Source organism: Mesorhizobium sp. B2-2-3, from assembly GCF_006442405.1.
Classification (GTDB): domain Bacteria; phylum Pseudomonadota; class Alphaproteobacteria; order Rhizobiales; family Rhizobiaceae; genus Mesorhizobium.
This window is the reverse complement of record NZ_VFWC01000014.1, coordinates 112,004-130,695: the sequence shown is the minus strand read 5'-3', so window position 1 is coordinate 130,695 and position 18,692 is coordinate 112,004. Positions and strand designations below refer to the sequence as shown.

Annotated in this window: 22 protein-coding genes; 7 read left to right on the top strand and 15 right to left on the bottom strand. The window is 62.8% G+C overall.

The features are described from left to right. The first annotated feature begins 352 nt into the window (after window positions 1-352). From rpsD to FJ951_RS23860, 3 genes are all read left to right on the top strand, one after another. Window positions 353-970, top strand: a complete 618-nt coding sequence (gene rpsD / locus FJ951_RS23870; protein ID WP_140493847.1) for a 30S ribosomal protein S4 — start codon at window positions 353-355, stop codon at window positions 968-970. 129 nt (window positions 971-1,099) lie between these two features. Beyond that, window positions 1,100-1,993 carry a tRNA 2-thiocytidine(32) synthetase TtcA gene (gene ttcA / locus FJ951_RS23865; RefSeq protein ID WP_140493845.1) on the top strand — a complete coding sequence of 298 codons (894 nt, stop codon included), beginning with the start codon at window positions 1,100-1,102 and terminating at the stop codon, window positions 1,991-1,993. After that, window positions 1,983-2,810: an inositol monophosphatase family protein gene (locus tag FJ951_RS23860; protein WP_140517701.1), complete on the top strand. Its 828-nt coding sequence runs from the start codon at window positions 1,983-1,985 to the stop codon at window positions 2,808-2,810. Before ttcA ends, FJ951_RS23860 begins: the two co-directional genes overlap by 11 nt. Before the next feature lie 47 nt (window positions 2,811-2,857). On the opposite strand, the gene FJ951_RS23855 is transcribed toward FJ951_RS23860, so the two are convergent. From FJ951_RS23855 to FJ951_RS23830, 6 genes are all read right to left on the bottom strand, one after another. After that, window positions 2,858-4,126, bottom strand: coding sequence for a multidrug effflux MFS transporter (locus FJ951_RS23855; protein ID WP_140493841.1), 1,269 nt, complete (start codon window positions 4,124-4,126; stop codon window positions 2,858-2,860). A 141-nt stretch (window positions 4,127-4,267) separates the two neighbouring features. After that, entirely contained in the window at window positions 4,268-4,603 is a 336-nt protein-coding gene (gene grxD / locus FJ951_RS23850) for a Grx4 family monothiol glutaredoxin (protein ID WP_013532137.1), read from the bottom strand. A 153-nt stretch (window positions 4,604-4,756) separates the two neighbouring features. After that, a complete protein-coding gene (locus FJ951_RS23845) occupies window positions 4,757-4,990 on the bottom strand; it encodes a BolA family transcriptional regulator (RefSeq protein WP_140493839.1) in 234 nt (77 codons plus the stop codon). 122 nt (window positions 4,991-5,112) lie between these two features. After that, window positions 5,113-5,646, bottom strand: a complete 534-nt coding sequence (locus tag FJ951_RS23840) for a hypothetical protein (protein ID WP_140493837.1) — start codon at window positions 5,644-5,646, stop codon at window positions 5,113-5,115. Between the two features lie 47 nt (window positions 5,647-5,693). Continuing rightward, entirely contained in the window at window positions 5,694-7,925 is a 2,232-nt protein-coding gene (purL, locus tag FJ951_RS23835; protein ID WP_140517700.1) for a phosphoribosylformylglycinamidine synthase subunit PurL, read from the bottom strand. Window positions 7,926-8,139: 214 nt separating this feature from the next. Continuing rightward, window positions 8,140-9,546 carry a PLP-dependent aminotransferase family protein gene (locus FJ951_RS23830; protein WP_140517699.1) on the bottom strand — a complete coding sequence of 469 codons (1,407 nt, stop codon included), beginning with the start codon at window positions 9,544-9,546 and terminating at the stop codon, window positions 8,140-8,142. Between the two features lie 94 nt (window positions 9,547-9,640). Between FJ951_RS23830 and FJ951_RS23825 the strand changes: the two genes are divergently transcribed. Further along, on the top strand, window positions 9,641-9,886 hold the full coding sequence (locus FJ951_RS23825) for a DUF1127 domain-containing protein (RefSeq protein WP_140493830.1): 246 nt from the start codon (window positions 9,641-9,643) through the stop codon (window positions 9,884-9,886). An 18-nt stretch (window positions 9,887-9,904) separates the two neighbouring features. On the opposite strand, the gene FJ951_RS23820 is transcribed toward FJ951_RS23825, so the two are convergent. The 5 genes from FJ951_RS23820 to purC all read right to left on the bottom strand — a co-directional run bounded on the left by FJ951_RS23820 (window position 9,905) and on the right by purC (window position 12,847). Beyond that, on the bottom strand, window positions 9,905-10,561 hold the full coding sequence (locus tag FJ951_RS23820; protein ID WP_140493828.1) for a Pr6Pr family membrane protein: 657 nt from the start codon (window positions 10,559-10,561) through the stop codon (window positions 9,905-9,907). A gap of 1 nt (window position 10,562) precedes the next feature. Then, on the bottom strand, window positions 10,563-10,973 hold the full coding sequence (locus tag FJ951_RS23815; protein ID WP_140517698.1) for a hypothetical protein: 411 nt from the start codon (window positions 10,971-10,973) through the stop codon (window positions 10,563-10,565). 41 nt (window positions 10,974-11,014) lie between these two features. Continuing rightward, window positions 11,015-11,683, bottom strand: coding sequence for a phosphoribosylformylglycinamidine synthase subunit PurQ (gene purQ, locus FJ951_RS23810; protein WP_140493824.1), 669 nt, complete (start codon window positions 11,681-11,683; stop codon window positions 11,015-11,017). Between the two features lie 60 nt (window positions 11,684-11,743). Next, the gene (gene purS, locus FJ951_RS23805) at window positions 11,744-11,983 is read right to left on the bottom strand and encodes a phosphoribosylformylglycinamidine synthase subunit PurS (protein ID WP_140517697.1); all 240 of its coding nucleotides are present in this window, start codon (window positions 11,981-11,983) and stop codon (window positions 11,744-11,746) included. A 69-nt stretch (window positions 11,984-12,052) separates the two neighbouring features. Next, entirely contained in the window at window positions 12,053-12,847 is a 795-nt protein-coding gene (gene purC, locus FJ951_RS23800) for a phosphoribosylaminoimidazolesuccinocarboxamide synthase (RefSeq protein WP_127282327.1), read from the bottom strand. Window positions 12,848-13,122: 275 nt separating this feature from the next. Between purC and FJ951_RS23795 the strand changes: the two genes are divergently transcribed. Continuing rightward, on the top strand, window positions 13,123-13,443 hold the full coding sequence (locus FJ951_RS23795) for a DUF1476 domain-containing protein (RefSeq protein ID WP_140493820.1): 321 nt from the start codon (window positions 13,123-13,125) through the stop codon (window positions 13,441-13,443). A gap of 163 nt (window positions 13,444-13,606) precedes the next feature. After that, window positions 13,607-14,380 carry an HpcH/HpaI aldolase/citrate lyase family protein gene (locus FJ951_RS23790; RefSeq protein ID WP_140493818.1) on the top strand — a complete coding sequence of 258 codons (774 nt, stop codon included), beginning with the start codon at window positions 13,607-13,609 and terminating at the stop codon, window positions 14,378-14,380. A gap of 23 nt (window positions 14,381-14,403) precedes the next feature. Here the strand turns inward: FJ951_RS23790 and FJ951_RS23785 are convergent, their stop codons facing one another. Continuing rightward, on the bottom strand, window positions 14,404-14,958 hold the full coding sequence (locus tag FJ951_RS23785) for an alpha/beta hydrolase (protein WP_140517696.1): 555 nt from the start codon (window positions 14,956-14,958) through the stop codon (window positions 14,404-14,406). Window positions 14,959-15,202: 244 nt separating this feature from the next. Here FJ951_RS23785 and FJ951_RS23780 point away from each other — a divergent pair, with 244 nt between their 5' ends. After that, entirely contained in the window at window positions 15,203-16,015 is an 813-nt protein-coding gene (locus tag FJ951_RS23780; protein WP_140517695.1) for a VOC family protein, read from the top strand. Between the two features lie 60 nt (window positions 16,016-16,075). On the opposite strand, the gene purB is transcribed toward FJ951_RS23780, so the two are convergent. From purB to FJ951_RS23765, 3 genes are read right to left on the bottom strand one after another with little or no spacing between them, the layout of a single operon-like run. Then, a complete protein-coding gene (gene purB, locus FJ951_RS23775; RefSeq protein ID WP_140517694.1) occupies window positions 16,076-17,383 on the bottom strand; it encodes an adenylosuccinate lyase in 1,308 nt (435 codons plus the stop codon). A gap of 59 nt (window positions 17,384-17,442) precedes the next feature. After that, the gene (locus FJ951_RS23770) at window positions 17,443-17,967 is read right to left on the bottom strand and encodes a hypothetical protein (RefSeq protein ID WP_224519150.1); all 525 of its coding nucleotides are present in this window, start codon (window positions 17,965-17,967) and stop codon (window positions 17,443-17,445) included. Next, window positions 17,964-18,689 (bottom strand): DUF2259 domain-containing protein, encoded by a 726-nt coding sequence (locus tag FJ951_RS23765; protein WP_140517693.1) that lies wholly within the window; start codon window positions 18,687-18,689, stop codon window positions 17,964-17,966. The genes FJ951_RS23770 and FJ951_RS23765 overlap by 4 nt, the downstream gene beginning before the upstream one ends. Window positions 18,690-18,692: the final 3 nt, after the last annotated feature.

Genomic DNA, 18,692 nt, shown 5'->3' with positions numbered 1-18,692 from the left:
CCAGCCTCCATCCGCTGGCGATAAAACCGGACAACTCACGTGCTACCTAATCCGGACAACTCATCTGCTTACGACACGGCGCCAGTTGGAACCTTGACAGCGGTTAAATCTCTGTTTAACAGCGCTCCCAACACCGGGCCGCAACGCCCGGTGGTTTGTTTTGCATGCGCAAGACCTCGACGGAAGCCAGTCTGTTTTCCAAGGTCTTGTTTGAACTGACGTGTCCCGTGGGTTTTTCGCCGCGTTGCGTGGAAAAACCCTGTCAGGTCTCGAAAACGGAGGCCAGAGGAGGGCGCGTTTCCTTCACCCGGACCATGAGGCTCCGGGTTATGTTGTTTTGAAAGGGAATGCGATGAGCAAGCGCGAATCCGCGAAGTACAAGATCGACCGCCGTCTCGGCGAAAACATCTGGGGCCGCCCGAAGTCCCCGGTCAACAAGCGTGAATACGGCCCCGGCCAGCACGGCCAGCGCCGCAAGGGCAAGCTTTCCGATTTCGGCCTGCAGCTGCGCGCCAAGCAGAAGCTGAAAGGCCACTATGGCGACGTTTCGGAAAAGCAGTTCCGCAAGGTCTATGAAGAGGCCGATCGCCGCAAGGGCGACACCTCGGAGAACCTGATCGGCCTGCTCGAGTCGCGTCTGGACGCGGTCGTCTATCGCGCCAAGTTCGTTCCGACCATTTTCGCCGCCCGCCAGTTCGTCAACCACGGCCACGTCAACGTCAACGGCAAGCGCGTCAACATCGGCTCGTACCGCTGCAAGCCGGGCGACGTCGTCGAAGTGCGTGAAAAGTCGAAGCAGCTGGTGATCGTCCTGGAATCGGTCGGCCTCGCCGAGCGCGACGTGCCGGACTACATCGAAGCCGATCACAACAAGATGACCGCGACCTTCTCGCGCATCCCGGGCCTGGCGGACGTTCCGTTCGCCGTCCAGATGGAACCGAACCTCGTCGTCGAATTCTATTCGCGTTAAGCGAAGGCTTTTTGCGAGACCGGAAGGGGCCGCCCATCGAGGCGGCCTTTTCTTTGTCGGCCATGTCCGCTAATCCGGGCGGCAACGAAGCTCCGAACGTTCGTTGCTCCAGGATTTGGAACCGACGCCATGAACATGCTGCCAGACGCTCAATCGCTTGAGCAGGCCGCCGACATCGAAGGCGGTTTTCACCCGCTGTTCGCCGATGTGCCGTCTTCGGTCGAGTTCAACAAATTGCGCAAGCGGCTGCTGCGGCTGACCCGCCAGGCGATCGAGGATTTTTCGATGGTCAGGCCAGGCGAGCGCTGGCTGGTGGCCCTGTCGGGCGGCAAGGATTCCTACGGCCTGCTTGCCATGCTGCTGGACCTCAAATGGCGCGGCCTGCTGCCGGTGGAACTGCTGGCCTGCAATCTCGACCAGGGCCAGCCGAACTTTCCCAAGCACATCCTGCCCGATTACCTCAATGCCCACGGCATTGCACACCGCATCGAATACCAGGACACCTACTCCGTCGTCACCGACAAGCTGCCGCAGGGCAGCACCTATTGCTCGCTCTGTTCACGCCTGCGGCGTGGTCATCTCTATCGCGTAGCCCGAGAGGAGGGGTGCTCGGCGCTGGTGCTCGGCCATCATCGCGAGGACATTCTCGAAACCTTCTTCATGAACCTGTTCCACGGCGGCCGTCTCGCCGCCATGCCGCCAAAGCTGCTCAACGACGAGGGCGACGTCATGGTGCTGCGGCCGCTGAGCTATTGCGCCGAAATCGATCTGGAAAAGCTCGCCGCGGCGATGCGGTTCCCGATCATCCCTTGCGATCTCTGCGGCAGCCAGGAAGGTCTCCAGCGCAACGCCATGAAGGCCATGCTCGACGATATCGAAAAGCGCATGCCCGGGCGCAAGGACACGATGCTGCGTGCGTTGTCCAACACCAGGCCGTCGCATCTGCTCGACAGGAAACTGTTCGATTTCGCCGCACTCGATGAAACGCTCTCCAGCAGGCAAGACATTTCCGATGACATTTGACGATACCGCGATCGACTGGCTGGCCAGCACCCTGGCCGAAGCAGCCGAAGCCGAAATCATGCCGCGCTTTCGCCGGTTGGGCGGCGGCGACGTCCGCCAGAAGACGTCGGCCGCCGACCTGGTGACGGAAGCCGACGTCAGTGCCGAGCGGCTGATCACCGCCAAGCTGCGTGAGCGCTACCCAACGGCCATGATTGTCGGCGAGGAAGCCTGTTCCGACAATCCGGCGCTGCTCGACGGTCTTGGCGATGCCGATCTGGCTTTCACCATCGACCCGGTGGACGGCACTTTCAATTTCGCTTCCGGCGTGCCGTTGTTCGGCGTCATGCTGGGTGTCGTGGTCCGGGGTGAGACCGTCGCAGGCATCATCCACGATCCGGTCGGCAAGGACTGGCTGATCGGCGCCAGGGGCGCCGGCAGCCATATCAGGCACGCGCATGGCAGCCTGGAAAAAGTGCGTGTCGCGGCGCCCGTGCCGATCTCGGAAATGACCGGCTCGGTCTCCTGGCAGTACATGGCCGAACCAGAGCGGTCGCGGCTGGCGCGCAACCAGACGAAAATCCTGTCGCAATTCGCCTATCGCTGCGCCGCGCACGAATATCGCCTGCTGGCCAGCGGCCATGCCCATTTCGTCGTCTACAACAAGCTCATGCCGTGGGACCATCTGCCCGGCGTGCTGATCCATGCCGAGGCCGGCGGCCACGCCGCGCGTTTCGACGCCAGTGCCTACCTACCGTCGCATGTCGGCGGCGGCCTGCTTGTCGCACCCGACCGGGAAAGCTGGCGCGAGTTGCGCAGCGAACTCTGGGCGCAATAGCCGGCTGCCAATTCGATTACCCAGCCGAGCGCCGCAAAGGCGACAATTCAATGCAGATCGGCAATGTGCCCCGAGACGGGTTGATTCTGCGGCTGGAACATCTTGCCGCGTTCGGCGATGAAGATCATCAGCAGGGCTGCGACCGAGACGCTGCAGAAGCCGGCGGCCAACGGCGTCACCGTGCCGTTGAAAGCCTGGCCGATCAGCGTGCCGAGAATGCCGCCGAGAAACGTCTGCATGAAGCCCAGGATGGACGAGGCCGTGCCGGCCAGCTGACCAAGCGGCTCCATAGCCAAGGCATTGAAATTCGCGCCGAGCGCACCGAAAGGGAGCATGGCGCAGGCAAAGAAGGTGACGAACAGCCAGAGCGGCATCTTCATTTCCAGCGAAACGACCAGCCAGGCCAGGCTGATGACCAGAAACAACAGCAGCGCGCTCTGCGACAGGCGGCGCATGCCGATGCGGCCGACAAGACGCGAGTTCAGATAGTTGGAGAAGGCGAGCACGCCGGCAACGCCGGCGAAGATGACCGGAAACAATTCGCCGACATTGAATATGTCGACATAAATCTGCTGCGCCGAGGCGATGAAGCCGAACATGGCGCCGAAGATGAACGTACTGGCGAAGGCGTAGCAGATCGCGACGCGGTTGGTCAGCACGATGCGGAACCCGCCGACAATGGCATTGACGGTCAATGGCCGGCGATATTCCGGATGTAGCGTCTCGGGCAGGCGCAGCAGCGACCAGGCCGAGACGACAAGCGCGCCGACGGCCATGGTGACGAAGATCAAATGCCAGGTCGCGAACAGCATGATGAACTGGCCGATGCCGGGAGCAATCACCGGGATCGCCATGAACACCATGAAGATCAGCGACATCACCTCGGCCATGCGCCGGCCATCGAACGTGTCGCGCACGATCGAGACGGCGATGACGCGGGTCGCGGCCGCACCGATGCCTTGCACGGCCCGGCAAAGTAGAAGCGTTTCAAAGCTTGGCGATATGGCGGCCGCGGCGGCCGCCGCCACATAAATGATCAGGCCGGCGACAAGCGGCGCACGGCGCCCGAATCGGTCCGAGAGCGGTCCGAAAAACAGCTGTCCGCCGCCAAAACCCAGAATATAGGCGGTGATGACATATTGCCGGTGGTTTTCGTTCTCGACGCCAAGCGAGGCGCCGATCTGCTGCAGCGCCGGCAGCATGATGTCGATGGCCAGTGAATTGAGCGCCATCAGCGCCGCGCACAGCGCGATGAACTCCCAGCGCGGAATGGGCAATTTGCTTGCCGATTGCGGTGCTGACGTCTGCTGGTCCACGGCAAGTCCGATCTCTCAAACGAAAACGCGCCGGTGGCCCGGCGCATTGGCTCGTCCTGGTCCGGGTCCCGGACGCAAAATTGCCGAGGCGGGGCTGCCCCGGTGCTCAGGGCATGTCGACGGCGACATGCCCAACCGAAATCAGGCGGCGCCTTTGACGCTCACGCCCTTCTCGACAAGGAATGTCTGCAACTCGCCCGCCTGGAACATTTCGCGCACGATGTCGCAGCCACCGACGAATTCGCCCTTTACATAGAGCTGAGGGATCGTCGGCCAGTTGGAGTACTCCTTGATGCCCTGGCGCAGTTCGGCCGAATCCAGCACGTTCACGCCTTTGTAGTCGGCGCCGATATAGTCGAGGATCTGGACAACCTGGCCGGAAAATCCGCACTGCGGGAAACCGGGCGTGCCCTTCATGAAAAGCACGACGTCGTTGCCCTTCACCTCGTTGTCAATGTAGTCGTTGATGCCGCTCATGGAATATCCTTTCCCGCCTGTGGGAGTCAGGCTCGAAGCTTTTCCATCAGATAAACCCATAGGTTGCCCGAAACAAGACTTTAGCCGCGTGGTGGCCTGAATGGCGCAAAAGATGCGGCGTTTTGGGCCAAGCGACTTTGGCGTTGGAAGCCCCTAGTCCGGCACGCTGGTCTGCAGCGCCAGCGCGTGCAGCACGCCGCCCATATTGCCCTTCAGCGCGTCATAGACCATCTGGTGCTGCTGCACGCGGCTTTTTCCGCGAAAGCTCTCGGCCACGACTTCGGCCGCATAGTGATCGCCGTCGCCGGCAAGGTCACGGATGGTCACCCTGGCATCCGGGATGCCCTCCTTGATCAGTTTTTCGATGTCGCGGGCATCCATTGCCATGGCAAGTTCCTGTTTTCGGGCGGGCTGCGGCATGGCTGCCCGTGCGATGAGAGTCGGAGTGAACCTAAAGCCTTTCCGGCCGGGATTGAAGCCGTTCCGTCCAGCCCCAGCGCGATTGTGGCTCACGACGCGTTCTCGCTCTGACCGCCGGCGTCGTCCGCGGGGTCGTCCTCGGGCGTCGAGAAGGTCCGCCCAAGGCTGAAGGTCAGCACATAGAGAGGAAGGTTGATCGCCAGGTTGGCAATCGGCAGGTAGGCGGTCATCCGCCAGACGGGCGAGAAGAACGGCTGGCCGTAGCCATCGCAGGCCAGCGAGGAGCCATACTCCCACAGTGCCCCCAATGCGGCCGCGACGGCGAAAAGTTTTATGCAGGTGAAGATGTGCCTTGTCCGTGCCCGGTCCGGCAGAAGCCGGCTCCAAAGCATCAGGCAGACAAGCGGAACTGCATAGAAAAGGTTTTGCAGGCCAAGTATCGGAAGCGTGTCGTTGGCCGCGGCGAGGAACTCCGCGCGTGTATCCAACCGGGCGCAGACCTCGCTCGATGTCGTCGACAGCAGGAAAAAGACGAACGGGCCGAGAAACCAGAAGAAGAACAGCGATGGCCAGAAGACGACTGCAAGCAGTGCCCGGACGGCCAGTTTCCTGTGGTTGAGCATGATTTTTCCGAAAAAATCGGTTCCCACTTTTCGGGATCACGCTCTGCTCAAATGGCCTGATCCATGAAGCGCGGGAACCAGCCTTCGTGCGCGGCGGTCAATTCGCCGAGCGGGATCGCCCGTGCCTCGCCGAGTTTCAGCGTGTTGCCGCCGGTCGAGCCGATCCAGGGCGCGAAAATACCGAGTTCGCCTTGCTGTTTGCGGATCGCGTCCCAGTCCTCACTGTCTGGATCGATTGACAGCGTCAGGAGATAGCGGCCCTGGTCCTCGCCGAACCAGACCGGAATAGGATCGGTGCCGGCCAGTCCGGGGACCGTCGCGCCGATGCCTGATGCCATCGCCATCTCGGCCAGCGCGACCGCAATGCCGCCGTCGGAAACGTCGTGAGCCGCGGTGACGATGCCGGACGCGATGAGGGCGCGCACATGGTCGCCGACACGCTTTTCATGGTCGAGGTCGACAGGCGGCGGCGGGCCGTCGCTGCGGCCGTGGATGTCGCGCAAGTAAACCGATTGGCCGAGATGCGTACCCCATGAGGCCGGCGCGCCGACCAGCAGGATCATCTGGCCCTGCGCAGCGAAGCCGGCTCGCACCATCTTCGACCAGTCGGCGATGAGCCCAACGCCGCCGATGGTCGGCGTCGGCAGGATGCCCTGGCCATTGGTTTCGTTGTAGAGCGAGACATTGCCGGAAACGATCGGGAAGCCGAGCGCGCGGCAGGCATCGCCAATGCCCTTCACCGCGCCGACCAACTGACCCATGATCTCCGGCCGTTCCGGATTGCCGAAATTGAGATTGTCGGTCGCCGCCAGCGGCAGCGCGCCGGTGGCGGTCAGGTTGCGCCAGCATTCGGCCACCGCCTGCTTGCCGCCCTCATAGGGATCGGCCTCGCAATAGCGCGGCGTCACGTCCGACGAGAAAGCCAGCGCTTTGGTCGGATGGCCTTCGACCCGCACCACGCCGGCATCGCCACCGGGAAGCTGCAGCGAATTGCCCTGGATCAGCGTGTCGTACTGTTCCCACACCCAGCGGCGCGACGACAGGTCAGGGCCGCCGAGCAGCTTCAGCAGTGCGTCGGCGACATCGGCCTGCGGAATGTCATTGGCCGCAAGCGGCGCCGGCTTCTTCGGCTCGATCCACGGACGGTCATATTCCGGTGCCTTGTCGCCGAGATCCTTGATCGGCAGGTCCGCAACCTGATCACCCTGATGTAGGACGCGAAAGCGCAGATCGTCGGTCGTCTTGCCGACAATGGCGAAGTCGAGCCCCCATTTGTGGAAGATCGCCTCGGCCTCCTTTTCCTTTTCGGGGCGCAGCACCATCAGCATGCGCTCCTGGCTTTCCGACAGCATCATCTCGTAGGCGCTCATGCGCTCCTCGCGCACCGGAACCTTGTCGAGCTCGAGCTCGATGCCGAGATCCCCCTTGGCGCCCATCTCGACCGCCGAGCAGGTAAGGCCGGCAGCACCCATGTCCTGGATAGCGATGACCGCACCGGACGCCATCAGTTCGAGACATGCTTCAAGCAGGCACTTTTCGGTGAAGGGATCGCCGACCTGCACGGTCGGGCGCTTCTCGTCGATCTTGTCGTCGAATTCGGCCGAGGCCATGGTGGCGCCGCCGACGCCGTCGCGACCGGTCTTGGCGCCGAGATAGACGACCGGCAGGCCGACGCCCTTGGCCTCCGACAGGAAAATCGCGTCCGTCTTGGCAAGACCCGCGGCAAAAGCGTTGACCAGGATATTGCCGTTGTAGCGGGCGTCGAAATTGACCTCGCCGCCGACCGTCGGCACGCCGAAGGAATTGCCGTAGCCGCCGACGCCGGAAACCACTCCCGCCACCAGGTGCCTGGTCTTGGGATGATCGGGAGCACCGAAGCGCAAGGCGTTCATCGCCGCGATCGGCCGCGCGCCCATGGTGAAGACGTCGCGCAATATGCCGCCGACGCCTGTCGCCGCCCCTTGGTAGGGCTCGATAAAGGAGGGGTGGTTGTGGCTCTCCATCTTGAAGACGACGCAGTCGCCGTCGCCGATATCGACCACGCCGGCATTCTCGCCCGGTCCCTGGATGACCCGCGGGCCGGTCGTCGGCAGCGTGCGCAGCCATTTCTTCGAGGATTTATACGAGCAATGCTCGTTCCACATCGCCGAGAAGATGCCAAGTTCGGTGAAGCTCGGCTCGCGCCCGACGAGGTCGAGGATGCGCTGGTATTCGTCTGGCTTCAGCCCGTGCGCGGCAATGAGCTCGGGCGTGATCGGCACGGAATTGGAAATGGTCATGGGCGGCGGTTTTTATCCGTGGGAGCTTGGGATTTTGAGTCTCCTCTTATCGCAAGCTTTGCGGCCGATACACCCATGGACCGACGAAAAGTGGCTGAATCCGGAGAAAGCCGCGGCGCCTTGAACGCGCGTCCCACCGGACCGGACTCAACCGATGCGCCTCGGGTCTTGCCTGGAGGCATCCTGAACCGCCGGCGCTCCAAGGCGATGCGGATCAGGAAAAACTGTCGTAGCCGGCGCGGCCTTCGTCGAGGAGCCTCCGGATCGCCGCAACGCCGTCCGCGATGTCCTTGCGCTGCCTCGGCTGCGAAATGCCGAAGCGCACACCGTGGAAGACCTGCTCGGAACGGCCCGCCTTGAACTCGTCTTCGTCGTCGATCAGCACGCCGTGCTCGAGGCAGGCGTTCTTGAACGTGCCGGAAAGCCAGGGGTCGGGCAAGGTCAGCCAGACAAAGGGTATATTGTCCCGCGACTTGAATTCGAAGCCGGCCAAAGTCTCGCGCACGATGGCGGTGCGGGCGTTGATTTCGGCGATGGCGCGTTTGCGTATGTCCGCGGCCTGGCCCGACAGCACCAGCCGGGCATTCACCTCGGCCAGCAGGAAAGGCATGCCGCCGGTCATCATCTTATGGGCAACACGGATGCGATGGCGATAAGCAGGCGGGCAGGAAAGCCAGCCGCCGCGAACGCCGGCCGCTACCGATTTCGACAGGCCGCCTGCGACGATGGTGCGCTCGGGTGCATAGTCGGCCAGCATTGGCGTCGGATCTTCGGTCAGGCCGCCGTAAAGATCGTCCTCGATAATGACGACATTGTATTCACGCGCGATCCGCGCGATTGCCTCACGTCGCGCTGCCGGCAGGATCGCCAGCGTCGGATTCTGCACCGTAGGCATCAGAAAGATCATCTTCGGATGCTTTTGCGCGCAGACGCGCTCGAAATCGTCGGGGTCGAGACCCTGATGGTCCGATGCCACCAGCGCCGTGCGACGACCGATCAGGCCGGCGCTGCGCGAAATCTGCGAATAGGTCAGGTGCTCGAAGGCGACGTAATCGCCGGGCGTGGTCAGTGCGGCGATCGCCGCCATGACAGCGGCATGGGTACCGAGCGTCGGCACGATCGTATCGGCGCTCGGTCGAAACGAGTTGCGCGACAGCCAACTGGCGCCGGCCTCGAACCAGCGCTCGGGAAAATCCCGCGTGTAGCTCGAAATCTCATGCGCATGATCCGAAGCCGTGCGCGACAGCACTTCGGTGACGATGGCGCCCTGGCCGACATCGGGCGCCGCGGTGCTGTCGAAGCGCAGCTTGCCGCGCGGCGCATCGATGTCGCGCGTGCCTTGCGCGTCCGGCGCTATGAAGTCGGGCTTCGCGTTCTGCCGGCCGAGGACATAGGTGCCGCGCCCGACCTCGCCGCTGACCAGCCCGCGCTCGCGCAGCAATTGATAGGCCCTGCCGACCGTGCCGACGGTTGCGCCGATGTCATAGGCGAGATCCCGCTGCGGTGGCAGCTTTGCCCCGGCGTCGATCACGCCGCGGTCGATATCTGACTCAATGCTGTCAGCAAGGCGCTGATAAAGCGGGCCGGAGCTGGCCGTGAGGTCGGGAAGCCAATTTGTCATGGTGACAATTTTGTATATTGCGTCGAACGATGAGTCAATTCACATGCGTTGTGTGGAATAAAAGAGTGCAATTTGCAGCTTTGGTAGAGCGAAGATGGATACAATCGAGACAATCAGCCAGACAACCGCAGGATTGTTCGCCGCGCGACCTGTGGACCGCGGCGGCTTTGTCAGCCGCATCGTGCGTATGGTCAAATCGCTGGGGCGCTGGATCGACGGCCTGCTGGAGCGCAGGCGCAGCCGGCTCGCCTTGCTGGACATGACCGACGACCAGTTGAAGGACATCGGCATTTCCCGCTGCGACGCCCATCGCGAAGGGATCAGGCCATTCTGGGAATGAACAGGCGCGATGCAATGTTCAATCCTGCTTGCGTGGCTGCACAACTGGCGCCCTGATCCGCGACAGGCCGCGGTCCGCAAGCACGGCGCCAACGCACAGCGCCAGGAAAAGGGCGGTGATGGCCAGCGAGGCGATGGCGACGCTGGCGATGCCGTACCTGGCGACATCGAGGAACGGGTAGGGCACTTCGCCTGTTATGGACGCCCCCGCCAGCGCATAGGCCAGATAAGCGAGCGGATAGAGCATCCACCAGGAAACGTCTCGCCATCGCGTCTTGCCGTCGGCACCGGCGGCCAGCCACCACAGCACGAACAGTGCAGGCGTCACATAGTGCAGCAGCACGTCGCACAGCAGGAACAGGCCCTGCGGCTGCCAGAGGCGTGCCAGCACGGTGGCGTAGACCATGAAGACCACGGTGATGGCGACGGCGACGCCTGCCCGCATCCGCGCTCCGGCAAAGGCCGGAAACCAGGCATGGCCGGCGGGCGACAGCAGCGACGCATGGACGAGCACCGCACCGATGTTGGTCAGGATGGTAAAGAAGCTGAAGTAGAAGACGACCGAACCGATCAGGCCGCGGCCGGCTTCCATCGAGGCCGGAACGGTGATCGAGAACTGCAGGAAAAGACCGGCCAGCCCTGCGACCAGACCCGCGACCTGCAGCAGCCGGCCCATCTTACGCGGCGGCGGCGCAGGCCGGATTGCCGGCCTGCCAGCGGGCGATGTCGGAGCCGATGCGCGCGCCGAGCGGCTCGGCCATCAGCGGACCGAACACGTCTACACGGCTCGAATTGCCTTGCGCCTGCACCACCAGCAGCGGCTTGCCGCCATAATGCTTGGCCGGCACCAGCAGGAAGCGCGGCGTGCCGCTGAACGAATTCAGCTCATTGGCCATCTGGTAGGATTTGAAGGCCGGGTCCTTGCTGGCGATCCAGCATTTGTGGGCGGAGATCGCCACCTGTTCCATGGCCAGCAGCGCCGCGCTCTTGCCGGAAGGCGGCGGAGCGCTCTTCGGACCCGACTGGCAGGATGCCAGCGCAAGGCCGGCGGCAGCCAGGAGAGCAAAGCGAGCAATCGTCAGTCTCATCGTCAGGCTGCCCCCAGGTTCTGAAAGAATTTCGGAAGATATCAGGCGGCGATGCCGAGCGCGCCTTCGAACAACGCCCGCCCGTCATTGCCGCCATGTGCCGCTTCGATCAGGTTCTCGGGATGCGGCATCAGGCCCAGCACGTTGCCCTGGCTGCTGATGATGCCAGCGATGTCGTTGATCGAGCCGTTGGGATTGGTGCCGTCCGCATAGCGGAACACCACCTGGCCTTCGCCTTCCAGGCGTGCAAGCGTCTCGGCATCGGCGAAGTAGTTGCCGTCGTGATGCGCCACCGGCGAGCGGATGATCTGGCCCGGCTGGTAGCGGCGGGTGAACATGGTGTTGGCGTTGGCGATCTCGAGCTTCACCTGCCGGCAGACGAATTTGAGCGAGGAGTTGCGCATGAGCGCTCCCGGCAGCAGGCCGGCCTCGACCAGGATCTGGAAACCGTTGCAGACGCCGATGACCATGACGCCCTTGGCCGCCTTTTCAGCGACCGCCCGCATCACCGGCATGCGCGCCGCGATCGCGCCGCAGCGCAGATAGTCGCCGAAGGAGAAGCCGCCGGGAATGGCGATCAGGTCGACATCCGGGATTTCGGTGTCGGTTTGCCAGACCGTGGCTGGCGCTTTGCCGGAAATCTTGGTCAGCGCCGCGATCATATCGCGGTCGCGGTTAAGGCCAGGCAGGAGGACGACGGCTGATTTCATTTTGGTTCGTAAGGCCTCTGGGTTTCGGCAAGTTGGGGCATCCGTGCCTCCGGCACAACCTCAGGTAAGCGTCACACTATAGTTCTCAATCACCGTGTTCGCCAGCAGTCTGTCGCACATGGCCTTGAGATCGGCCTCGGCCTTGGCCTTGTCGGTCCCGGCGAGCTCGACGTCGAACACCTTGCCTTGCCGCACCGAGCCGATGCCGTCAAAACCTAGCCCCGACAGCGCATGCTCGATCGCCTTGCCTTGCGGGTCCAGCACGCCGTTTTTGAGGGTTACGGTGATACGGGCTTTCATCGATGCTCCTGAATGATCGGTATCGGTCTGCGCCGGACCTGCCGTTTCCGGCAAGCCCGTTGCTGGCAATTAGTGCTTCATGCCCTTCGGCGGCTCGCTCGACGCGACGAGCACCGGTCCGGTTGGACGCGGCGGCTCGTTCTCGTTCATGATACCGAGACGGCGGGCGACTTCCTGGTAGGCCTCCACGAGGCCGCCCATGTCGCGGCGGAAACGGTCCTTGTCGAGCTTGTCCTGCGTCGCCACGTCCCACAGCCGGCAGGAATCGGGCGAGATCTCGTCGGCGACGACGATGCGCATCATGTCGCCCTCGAACAGGCGTCCGCATTCGATCTTGAAATCGACGAGCTGGATGCCGACGCCCATGAACAGGCCGGACAGGAAGTCGTTGACGCGAATGGCCAGCGCCATGACGTCGTCGATTTCCTGCGGGCTCGCCCAGCCGAAGGCCGTGATGTGCTCTTCAGAGACCATCGGGTCGTCGAGCGCATCGGCCTTGTAATAGAATTCGATGATCGAGCGGGGCAGGACCGTGCCCTCCTCGATGCCAAGGCGCTTGGACAGCGAACCGGCGGCGACATTGCGCACCACCACTTCGAGCGGGATGATCTCGACCTCCTTGATCAGCTGCTCGCGCATGTTGAGCCGGCGGATGAAGTGGGTCGGAATGCCCATCCGGTTGAGATGATTGAAGATGTGCTCGGAAATGCGATTGTTAAGCACGCCCTTGCCATCGACGACTTCGTGTTTTTTCTTGTTGAACGCGGTTGCGTCATCCTTGAAGAACTGGATCAGCGTCCCGGGCTCAGGGCCTTCATAAAGTATCTTGGCCTTGCCTTCATAAATGCGGCGGCGATTTTTCATTTGATTTTTCTCTGGATTTGCGGGCAGGCGGCAAGCGACCAGTTCCTGTCCGTCTGCCTAAATTAGTGTGGCGACGGTGGCGTTCAATGCCGGTGTCTATCGTAATCGCCTTGTTTGCTCAATCGGCAAATCCTTTCAATCAACTGCTTTCGGGACCGAAATGCCGCAGCGCAGCAAGCCACGAAGCGTATTGACCGGCCGCCAGCCTTTTGGTTTGTGCTTCGCCATCACATATTCATCAATGCCAGCGAATCGATTTCCATCGGAGGGACGCCATGAGCAACATGAAGGATCGCGAAGAGGGTTTTGAGCGCAAATTCGTGTTCGACGAGGAGCTTCGGTTCAAGGCGTCGGCGCGCCGCAACAAGGCTCTCGGCCTGTGGGCCGCGGAAAAGCTCGGGAAATCCGGCGCCGAGGCCGATGCCTACGCCAAGGAAGTGGTTGTTTCCGATATCGAGGAAGCCGGCGATCACGACGTCTTCCGCAAGATCCGCAAGGATTTCGACGCTGCCGGCGTCAGCCAGTCGGACCATCAGATCCGCCGCACCATGGACGAATTGATGGCGCAGGCCATCGAGCAGATCAAGAACACCTGATCCGGCCGAAGCAGGTTCCGCAAAAATGTCCCACAATTTTGCGACGGAACCTGCGGCAAAAGAATGACTGGACCAATCGACCGCCCGGCCCAGCCGGGCGGTTTTTCTTTGCGTTTCCCGTCGTTTCCGGCTGAAACTGCGATCCTTAGCGAGGAAAGAGCCGATGTCCCTGAAATCCCGCCTTGCGGCCGATGAAACGCTGGTCACCGCATGGTCAGGCGTGCCGGACGCGCTGACCGTCGAAATCCTTGCCAGGCAGGGCTTCGATGCGGTCACGCTCGACATGCAGCATGGCGGCCATCATGAAGACAGCGTGTTGCGCGGCCTGGCGCCCGTGCTTGCCACCGGCAAGCCGGCATTGGTGCGTATTCCCGTCGGCCGTTTCGACATGGCCAGCCGGGCGCTCGATTTCGGCGCCGAGGCGGTGATTGCGCCGATGGTCAACTCGGTGGCGGATGCAAAACTGTTCGCTGCGGCGATGAAATACCCGCCGGTGGGCGAGCGCTCCTGGGGCCCCACCTATGCCTTCCCACGCCATGGCAAGGGTGATCATGCCGAATGGCTGCGCGACAGCAACCAGCGCACCATGGCCTTCGCCATGGTCGAGACGCGGGCGGCGCTCGATGCGCTGGACGGCATCCTCGATACACCCGGTATCGACGGCATTTTCCTGGGGCCATCGGACTTCTCGATTGCCTGGTCGAACGGCACGACCGTCAATTCGACGCTCGAAAGCATGATGGAAACGGTGGGTTCGATCGCCGAGCGTACCCGCAAGGCCGGCAAACATGCGGCGATCTACGTCATCGAACCGGCCATCGCCGGCCGCGTCGTGGCGATGGGCTACCGCCTGCTGGCCACAGGGTCCGAGCACGCGCTGATTTCACTAGGGGCGAAGACGCTGTTGAAAGGCATCAAGGATTCGATCGGCGGCTGAGAGCCGCGATCCGGTCGGGGTCGTCAGGCCTTCAGTTCGGTGAGAAATTTGGCGAAGGTCATCGAACCTTCGGGCCATGGGCCGAAGCCTGAATCGGTGTTGAGGTGACCGGCTTCACCGGCATCGATGAACAGAGATCCCCAGGCGCCGGCAATGTCCTCGGCGACGTGGAAGGCGCAGAACGGATCGTTGCGGCTGGCAATCACCATGGACGGGAAGGGCAACGGCTCGCGCGAGTAGGGGCCGAACGTCATCAGGTGCCTTGGCCGTACCTCCGGATTGGCGACATCGGGCGGCGCCACGAAGAATGCGCCGGCGACCGGCTTGCGAAACTGCGGGACGGCTTGCACCGCCGCGGCAACGCCAAGGGAATGCGCGACGAGGACGACGGGCTTCTCGGCTTCATTGACCGCTTTTGCCACGCTCGCCGTCCAGTCATCGCGCACGGGCTTCGACCATTCCGCCTGCTCGACGCGCCGCGCGGTCGACAGCTTTGACTGCCAGCGGGTCTGCCAGTGCTCGGGTCCGGAGTTAGTGTAGCCCGGGATGATGAGAATATCTGCGTCTTTGACTTTCATGGCGCTGAGATAGCGAGCGTGATTGCCTCATGCAACCGTCGATGGACACGCTCCTGCTTGCAATGGTGAACACCATGTTCGCTTTTCGCTGTCTTGTGTGAACGATCACGATCGCCGATTTGTCCTCTGGAAAGAAACAGCCGTGAAGGACCGCATTTGGTGCTGACACGATGTACAATGATCGCCGGCGCCGGGCTCCTGACCTCGGGGTTTATGCCAAAGCGTCGCCGCAACGGAGACAATGATGAGCGAACTCCCCTTTGCCGCCACCACGCCGGTGAGCGTTGCCCGGGTCGGGCTGAAGGCGCGCGACGCCGAAGGCCTTGCCGCCTACTATCGCGCTGTTGTCGGCTTGCAGGAATTGAGCCGCGCCGATGGCGCGATCACCCTGGGCGCCGCCAACCGTCCGCTGTTGGTGCTGGAGCCGGATGCGTCGGCCAAGCCTGACGATCCGCGCAGCGCCGGCCTGTTCCACACGGCTTTCCTGCTGCCCAGCCGTGCCGACCTTGGCCGCTGGATCAACCACGCCATATCAGACAAGATCGCCATAGAGGGCGCTTCGGACCATCTGGTCAGCGAAGCGCTGTATCTCACTGATCCCGAGGGCAATGGGATCGAGATCTATGCCGATCGCCGTCCGCAGGACTGGACGTGGAACGGCGACAAGATCGCGATGGCGACCGAACGGCTGAACATTCCTTCGGTCGTCGCCGAAGTGCCGGCGGGCGATGCGGGCTGGCAGGGAGCGCCTGAAAACAGCATTGTCGGCCACGTCCACCTGCGCGTCGGCCGGCCGGAAGAGGCGGAAGCCTGGTGGAAACAGGAATTCGGCTTCGACACGGTGGCGAAGTATGGCGGCCAGGCTGTGTTCCTGTCGTCAGGCCACTACCATCATCATATAGGCGCCAATGCGTGGCAGAGCGCCGGCGCCGGCCGCCGCGACCCGGCCCGGTCGGGCCTTGCCTGGGTCGAGATGCGTTCCGACAACGTGGCCAGTGAAACGACCCGCGAAGATCCGTGGGGCACGGTGATCAGGACCATTCCCGGCAAAGCGTGATCGGCAGTTACGTCCTGCGGTACCTTCTCCTCGTATAGCGACGGGGAGAAGGAAAGCCCCTCACGCCTCTCCGAACACCCGCCGGAAGATCGTGTCGACATGCTTGGTGTGGTAGCCCAGGTCGAATTTCTCGCGGATCTCGGCTTCCGGCAAAGCGGCGGTGACGTCCTTGTCGGCCAGTAGTTCTTCAAGAAAATCAGCGCCTTGCTCCCACACCTTCATGGCATTGCGCTGCACCAGCCGGTAGGCATCCTCACGGGAGACGCCGGCTTGCGTCAATGCCAGCAGCACGCGCTGTGAATGCACCAGGCCGCGGAATTTGTTCATGTTCTTCAGCATGTTGTCGGGATAGACGAGCAGTTTGTCGATGACGCTGGTCAGCCGCGCCAGCGCGAAATCCAGCGTCACCGTCGCATCCGGCCCGATCATGCGCTCGACGGAGGAATGCGAAATGTCGCGCTCGTGCCAGAGCGCCACATTCTCCATCGCCGGCAGCGCGAAGGAGCGCACCATGCGGGCAAGGCCGGTTAGGTTCTCGGTCAACACCGGGTTGCGCTTGTGCGGCATCGCCGACGAACCTTTCTGGCCAGGCGAAAAATACTCTTCGGCTTCCAGCACCTCGGTGCGCTGCAGATGCCGGATCTCGATCGCCAGCCGCTCCACCGACGATGCGATGACGCCGAGCGTGGCAAAGAATATGGCATGGCGGTCGCGCGGGATCACCTGCGTCGATACCGGCTCCGGCTTCAACCCGAGCTTTGCCGCGACATGCTCTTCGACATAAGGCTCGATATTGGCGAAGGTGCCGACCGCTCCCGAAATGGCGCAGGTGGCTATGTCCTCGCGAGCATGCACGAGCCGCTCGCGGCAGCGCGAAAATTCGGCATAGGCTTGCGCCAGCTTGACGCCGAAAGTGGTCGGCTCGGCATGGATGCCGTGGCTGCGGCCGATGGTGACGGTATCCTTGTGCTCGAAGGCGCGGCGCTTCAGCGCCGCAAGCAGCGCGTCGATGTCGGCCAGCAGCATGTCGCTGGCACGCGTGAGCTGCACCGCGAAACACGTGTCGAGAACGTCCGAGGATGTCATGCCCTGATGGATGAAGCGGGCGTCGGGTCCGACGAATTCGGCGAGATGGGTGAGAAAAGCGATGACGTCGTGCTTGGTGACGCGCTCGATCTCGTCGATCGCATCGACGTCGAACTTCGCGGCATTGCCTTTTTCCCAGATGGTCTTCGCCGCCTGTTTCGGGATGACGCCGAGTTCGGCCAGCGCGTCGCAGGCATGAGCCTCGATCTCGAACCAGATGCGGAACCGGGTTTCGGGCGACCATATGGCCACCATTTCCGGCCGGGAGTAGCGAGGGATCATCGGTCAGTCCTGACGTGTCGAGAAATTTGCCCGCGTCCTAACAGAGGCGGACAAAATGCTCAACGCCGCCGCCGCGCAAACCAGAGGCTGGCGGCAAACAAGGCGAGGAACCCGATCGGGAAATAGAGCCTGATGCCCAGCACCACGAACTGGTAGAGCGCCACCGCCATCGTGAAGACGAACTGAAGCCCCCAGGTGAGGGTGAAGGTGGGTGCATGCCATGCGGCATAGTAGGACCGGTATTGCAAGGCATACAGCCCGGCGGTCAGGCCGATCGTCGCGGCGGCGAGACCCACGAATGCCGCCGCGAAGGCGACTTCCCAGCTCCTTCCGCGCGAGACCAGCCGTGCCGCGAACAGGCCAACAGGAAAGGCCAGAGCGCCGCCGCCTGCAAACAGCAGCGTCACGGTGCGGATTTTATCTGGCGTCACCCAACTTTCCAGCAACAGGTTGAGGAGCGCGCTGGCGCCCATCGTGGCGGCCCAAAGCAGCGCGCCGAGCAGCGCCGTGCCCGGCGTTGGTATGGCGCCGCGGAGGCGGCCCAGGGCGCGATGACGCCTGGCGGGGTGGACGAGCGGTGTCACAGGCGGCCGGTCACCGCGATCCAGCGATAGTCCGGGCCTTCGAAGCCATATTGGCGCACCGCGATCAGCACCGCATAGGCGCTGGGATTGTCCATCGAAAATGTCTGCACGGCTCCGATGCGGTAGCCGTTCGGGCAACCCCGGCTCTTGGGGATCGATTTGTCCTCGTGCAACAGCTTCGTCGTACCGCCGGCTTGCGCCTCGACGCGCAGCAGCCGAAAGCCATTGATCTCACCCTGGCTCTCGCAGCCCTTAGTCTCGTTCATGCCGATCTCGTCCAGCCGGAACTCGAGCGGCTGGTCGACTGGCGAGAAGATCGGACGCGGATTGACCGCCATCCGATGCGGGTCGGCGGACATCTCCGTTACCGGGTTGAAGCCTGCGGTGATGCCCTTGTTCGCGGCCAACTCCGCCTGGCTGACGACCGCTTCGCCCTTCTCGCGGGCCTGAATATGAGCCGCCGTCAACGTGGCGTTCTCGTCGTCGAGCCGGACGCGAATAGGCGTTCCCTGGAGAAAGCTGTCGTTGCTGGTGTCGATATAATAGCGATTGGCGTAGGGAAATCCCGATCCATCCTGCACGCCATATTCTTCGAACGCGAAGATGCCGCCGTCCTTGGTGAAGCCCAGGATTTCAAGCTCGGCGACATCCCCGGCCCGGGCGGCGACGACTGCGCAAAACTGCGCAAGCAGGCAAACGGCAAACAGAAGAAGGTTTTGCATGAG

Bases quoted from the DNA above. Each gene is read 5' to 3' on its own strand.
- FJ951_RS23825 (WP_140493830.1), top strand. From the start codon at position 9,641: ATGGATACAATCGAGACAATCAGCCAGACAACCGCAGGATTGTTCGCC.
- purS (WP_140517697.1), bottom strand. From the start codon at position 11,983: ATGAAAGCCCGTATCACCGTAACCCTCAAAAACGGCGTGCTGGACCCG.
- FJ951_RS23820 (WP_140493828.1), bottom strand. From the start codon at position 10,561: ATGGGCCGGCTGCTGCAGGTCGCGGGTCTGGTCGCAGGGCTGGCCGGT.
- rpsD (WP_140493847.1), top strand. From the start codon at position 353: ATGAGCAAGCGCGAATCCGCGAAGTACAAGATCGACCGCCGTCTCGGC.
- FJ951_RS23845 (WP_140493839.1), bottom strand. From the start codon at position 4,990: ATGGCAATGGATGCCCGCGACATCGAAAAACTGATCAAGGAGGGCATC.
- purL (WP_140517700.1), bottom strand. From the start codon at position 7,925: ATGACCATTTCCAATTCCGTGCCGATCACGCCCGAGCTCATTGCCGCG.
- FJ951_RS23765 (WP_140517693.1), bottom strand. From the start codon at position 18,689: ATGCAAAACCTTCTTCTGTTTGCCGTTTGCCTGCTTGCGCAGTTTTGC.
- FJ951_RS23790 (WP_140493818.1), top strand. From the start codon at position 13,607: ATGTCCCTGAAATCCCGCCTTGCGGCCGATGAAACGCTGGTCACCGCA.
- grxD (WP_013532137.1), bottom strand. From the start codon at position 4,603: ATGAGCGGCATCAACGACTACATTGACAACGAGGTGAAGGGCAACGAC.
- FJ951_RS23815 (WP_140517698.1), bottom strand. From the start codon at position 10,973: ATGAGACTGACGATTGCTCGCTTTGCTCTCCTGGCTGCCGCCGGCCTT.
- purQ (WP_140493824.1), bottom strand. From the start codon at position 11,683: ATGAAATCAGCCGTCGTCCTCCTGCCTGGCCTTAACCGCGACCGCGAT.
- ttcA (WP_140493845.1), top strand. From the start codon at position 1,100: ATGAACATGCTGCCAGACGCTCAATCGCTTGAGCAGGCCGCCGACATC.
- purB (WP_140517694.1), bottom strand. From the start codon at position 17,383: ATGATCCCTCGCTACTCCCGGCCGGAAATGGTGGCCATATGGTCGCCC.
- FJ951_RS23840 (WP_140493837.1), bottom strand. From the start codon at position 5,646: ATGCTCAACCACAGGAAACTGGCCGTCCGGGCACTGCTTGCAGTCGTC.
- purC (WP_127282327.1), bottom strand. From the start codon at position 12,847: ATGAAAAATCGCCGCCGCATTTATGAAGGCAAGGCCAAGATACTTTAT.
- FJ951_RS23780 (WP_140517695.1), top strand. From the start codon at position 15,203: ATGAGCGAACTCCCCTTTGCCGCCACCACGCCGGTGAGCGTTGCCCGG.
- FJ951_RS23830 (WP_140517699.1), bottom strand. From the start codon at position 9,546: ATGACAAATTGGCTTCCCGACCTCACGGCCAGCTCCGGCCCGCTTTAT.
- FJ951_RS23785 (WP_140517696.1), bottom strand. From the start codon at position 14,958: ATGAAAGTCAAAGACGCAGATATTCTCATCATCCCGGGCTACACTAAC.
- FJ951_RS23860 (WP_140517701.1), top strand. From the start codon at position 1,983: ATGACATTTGACGATACCGCGATCGACTGGCTGGCCAGCACCCTGGCC.
- FJ951_RS23795 (WP_140493820.1), top strand. From the start codon at position 13,123: ATGAGCAACATGAAGGATCGCGAAGAGGGTTTTGAGCGCAAATTCGTG.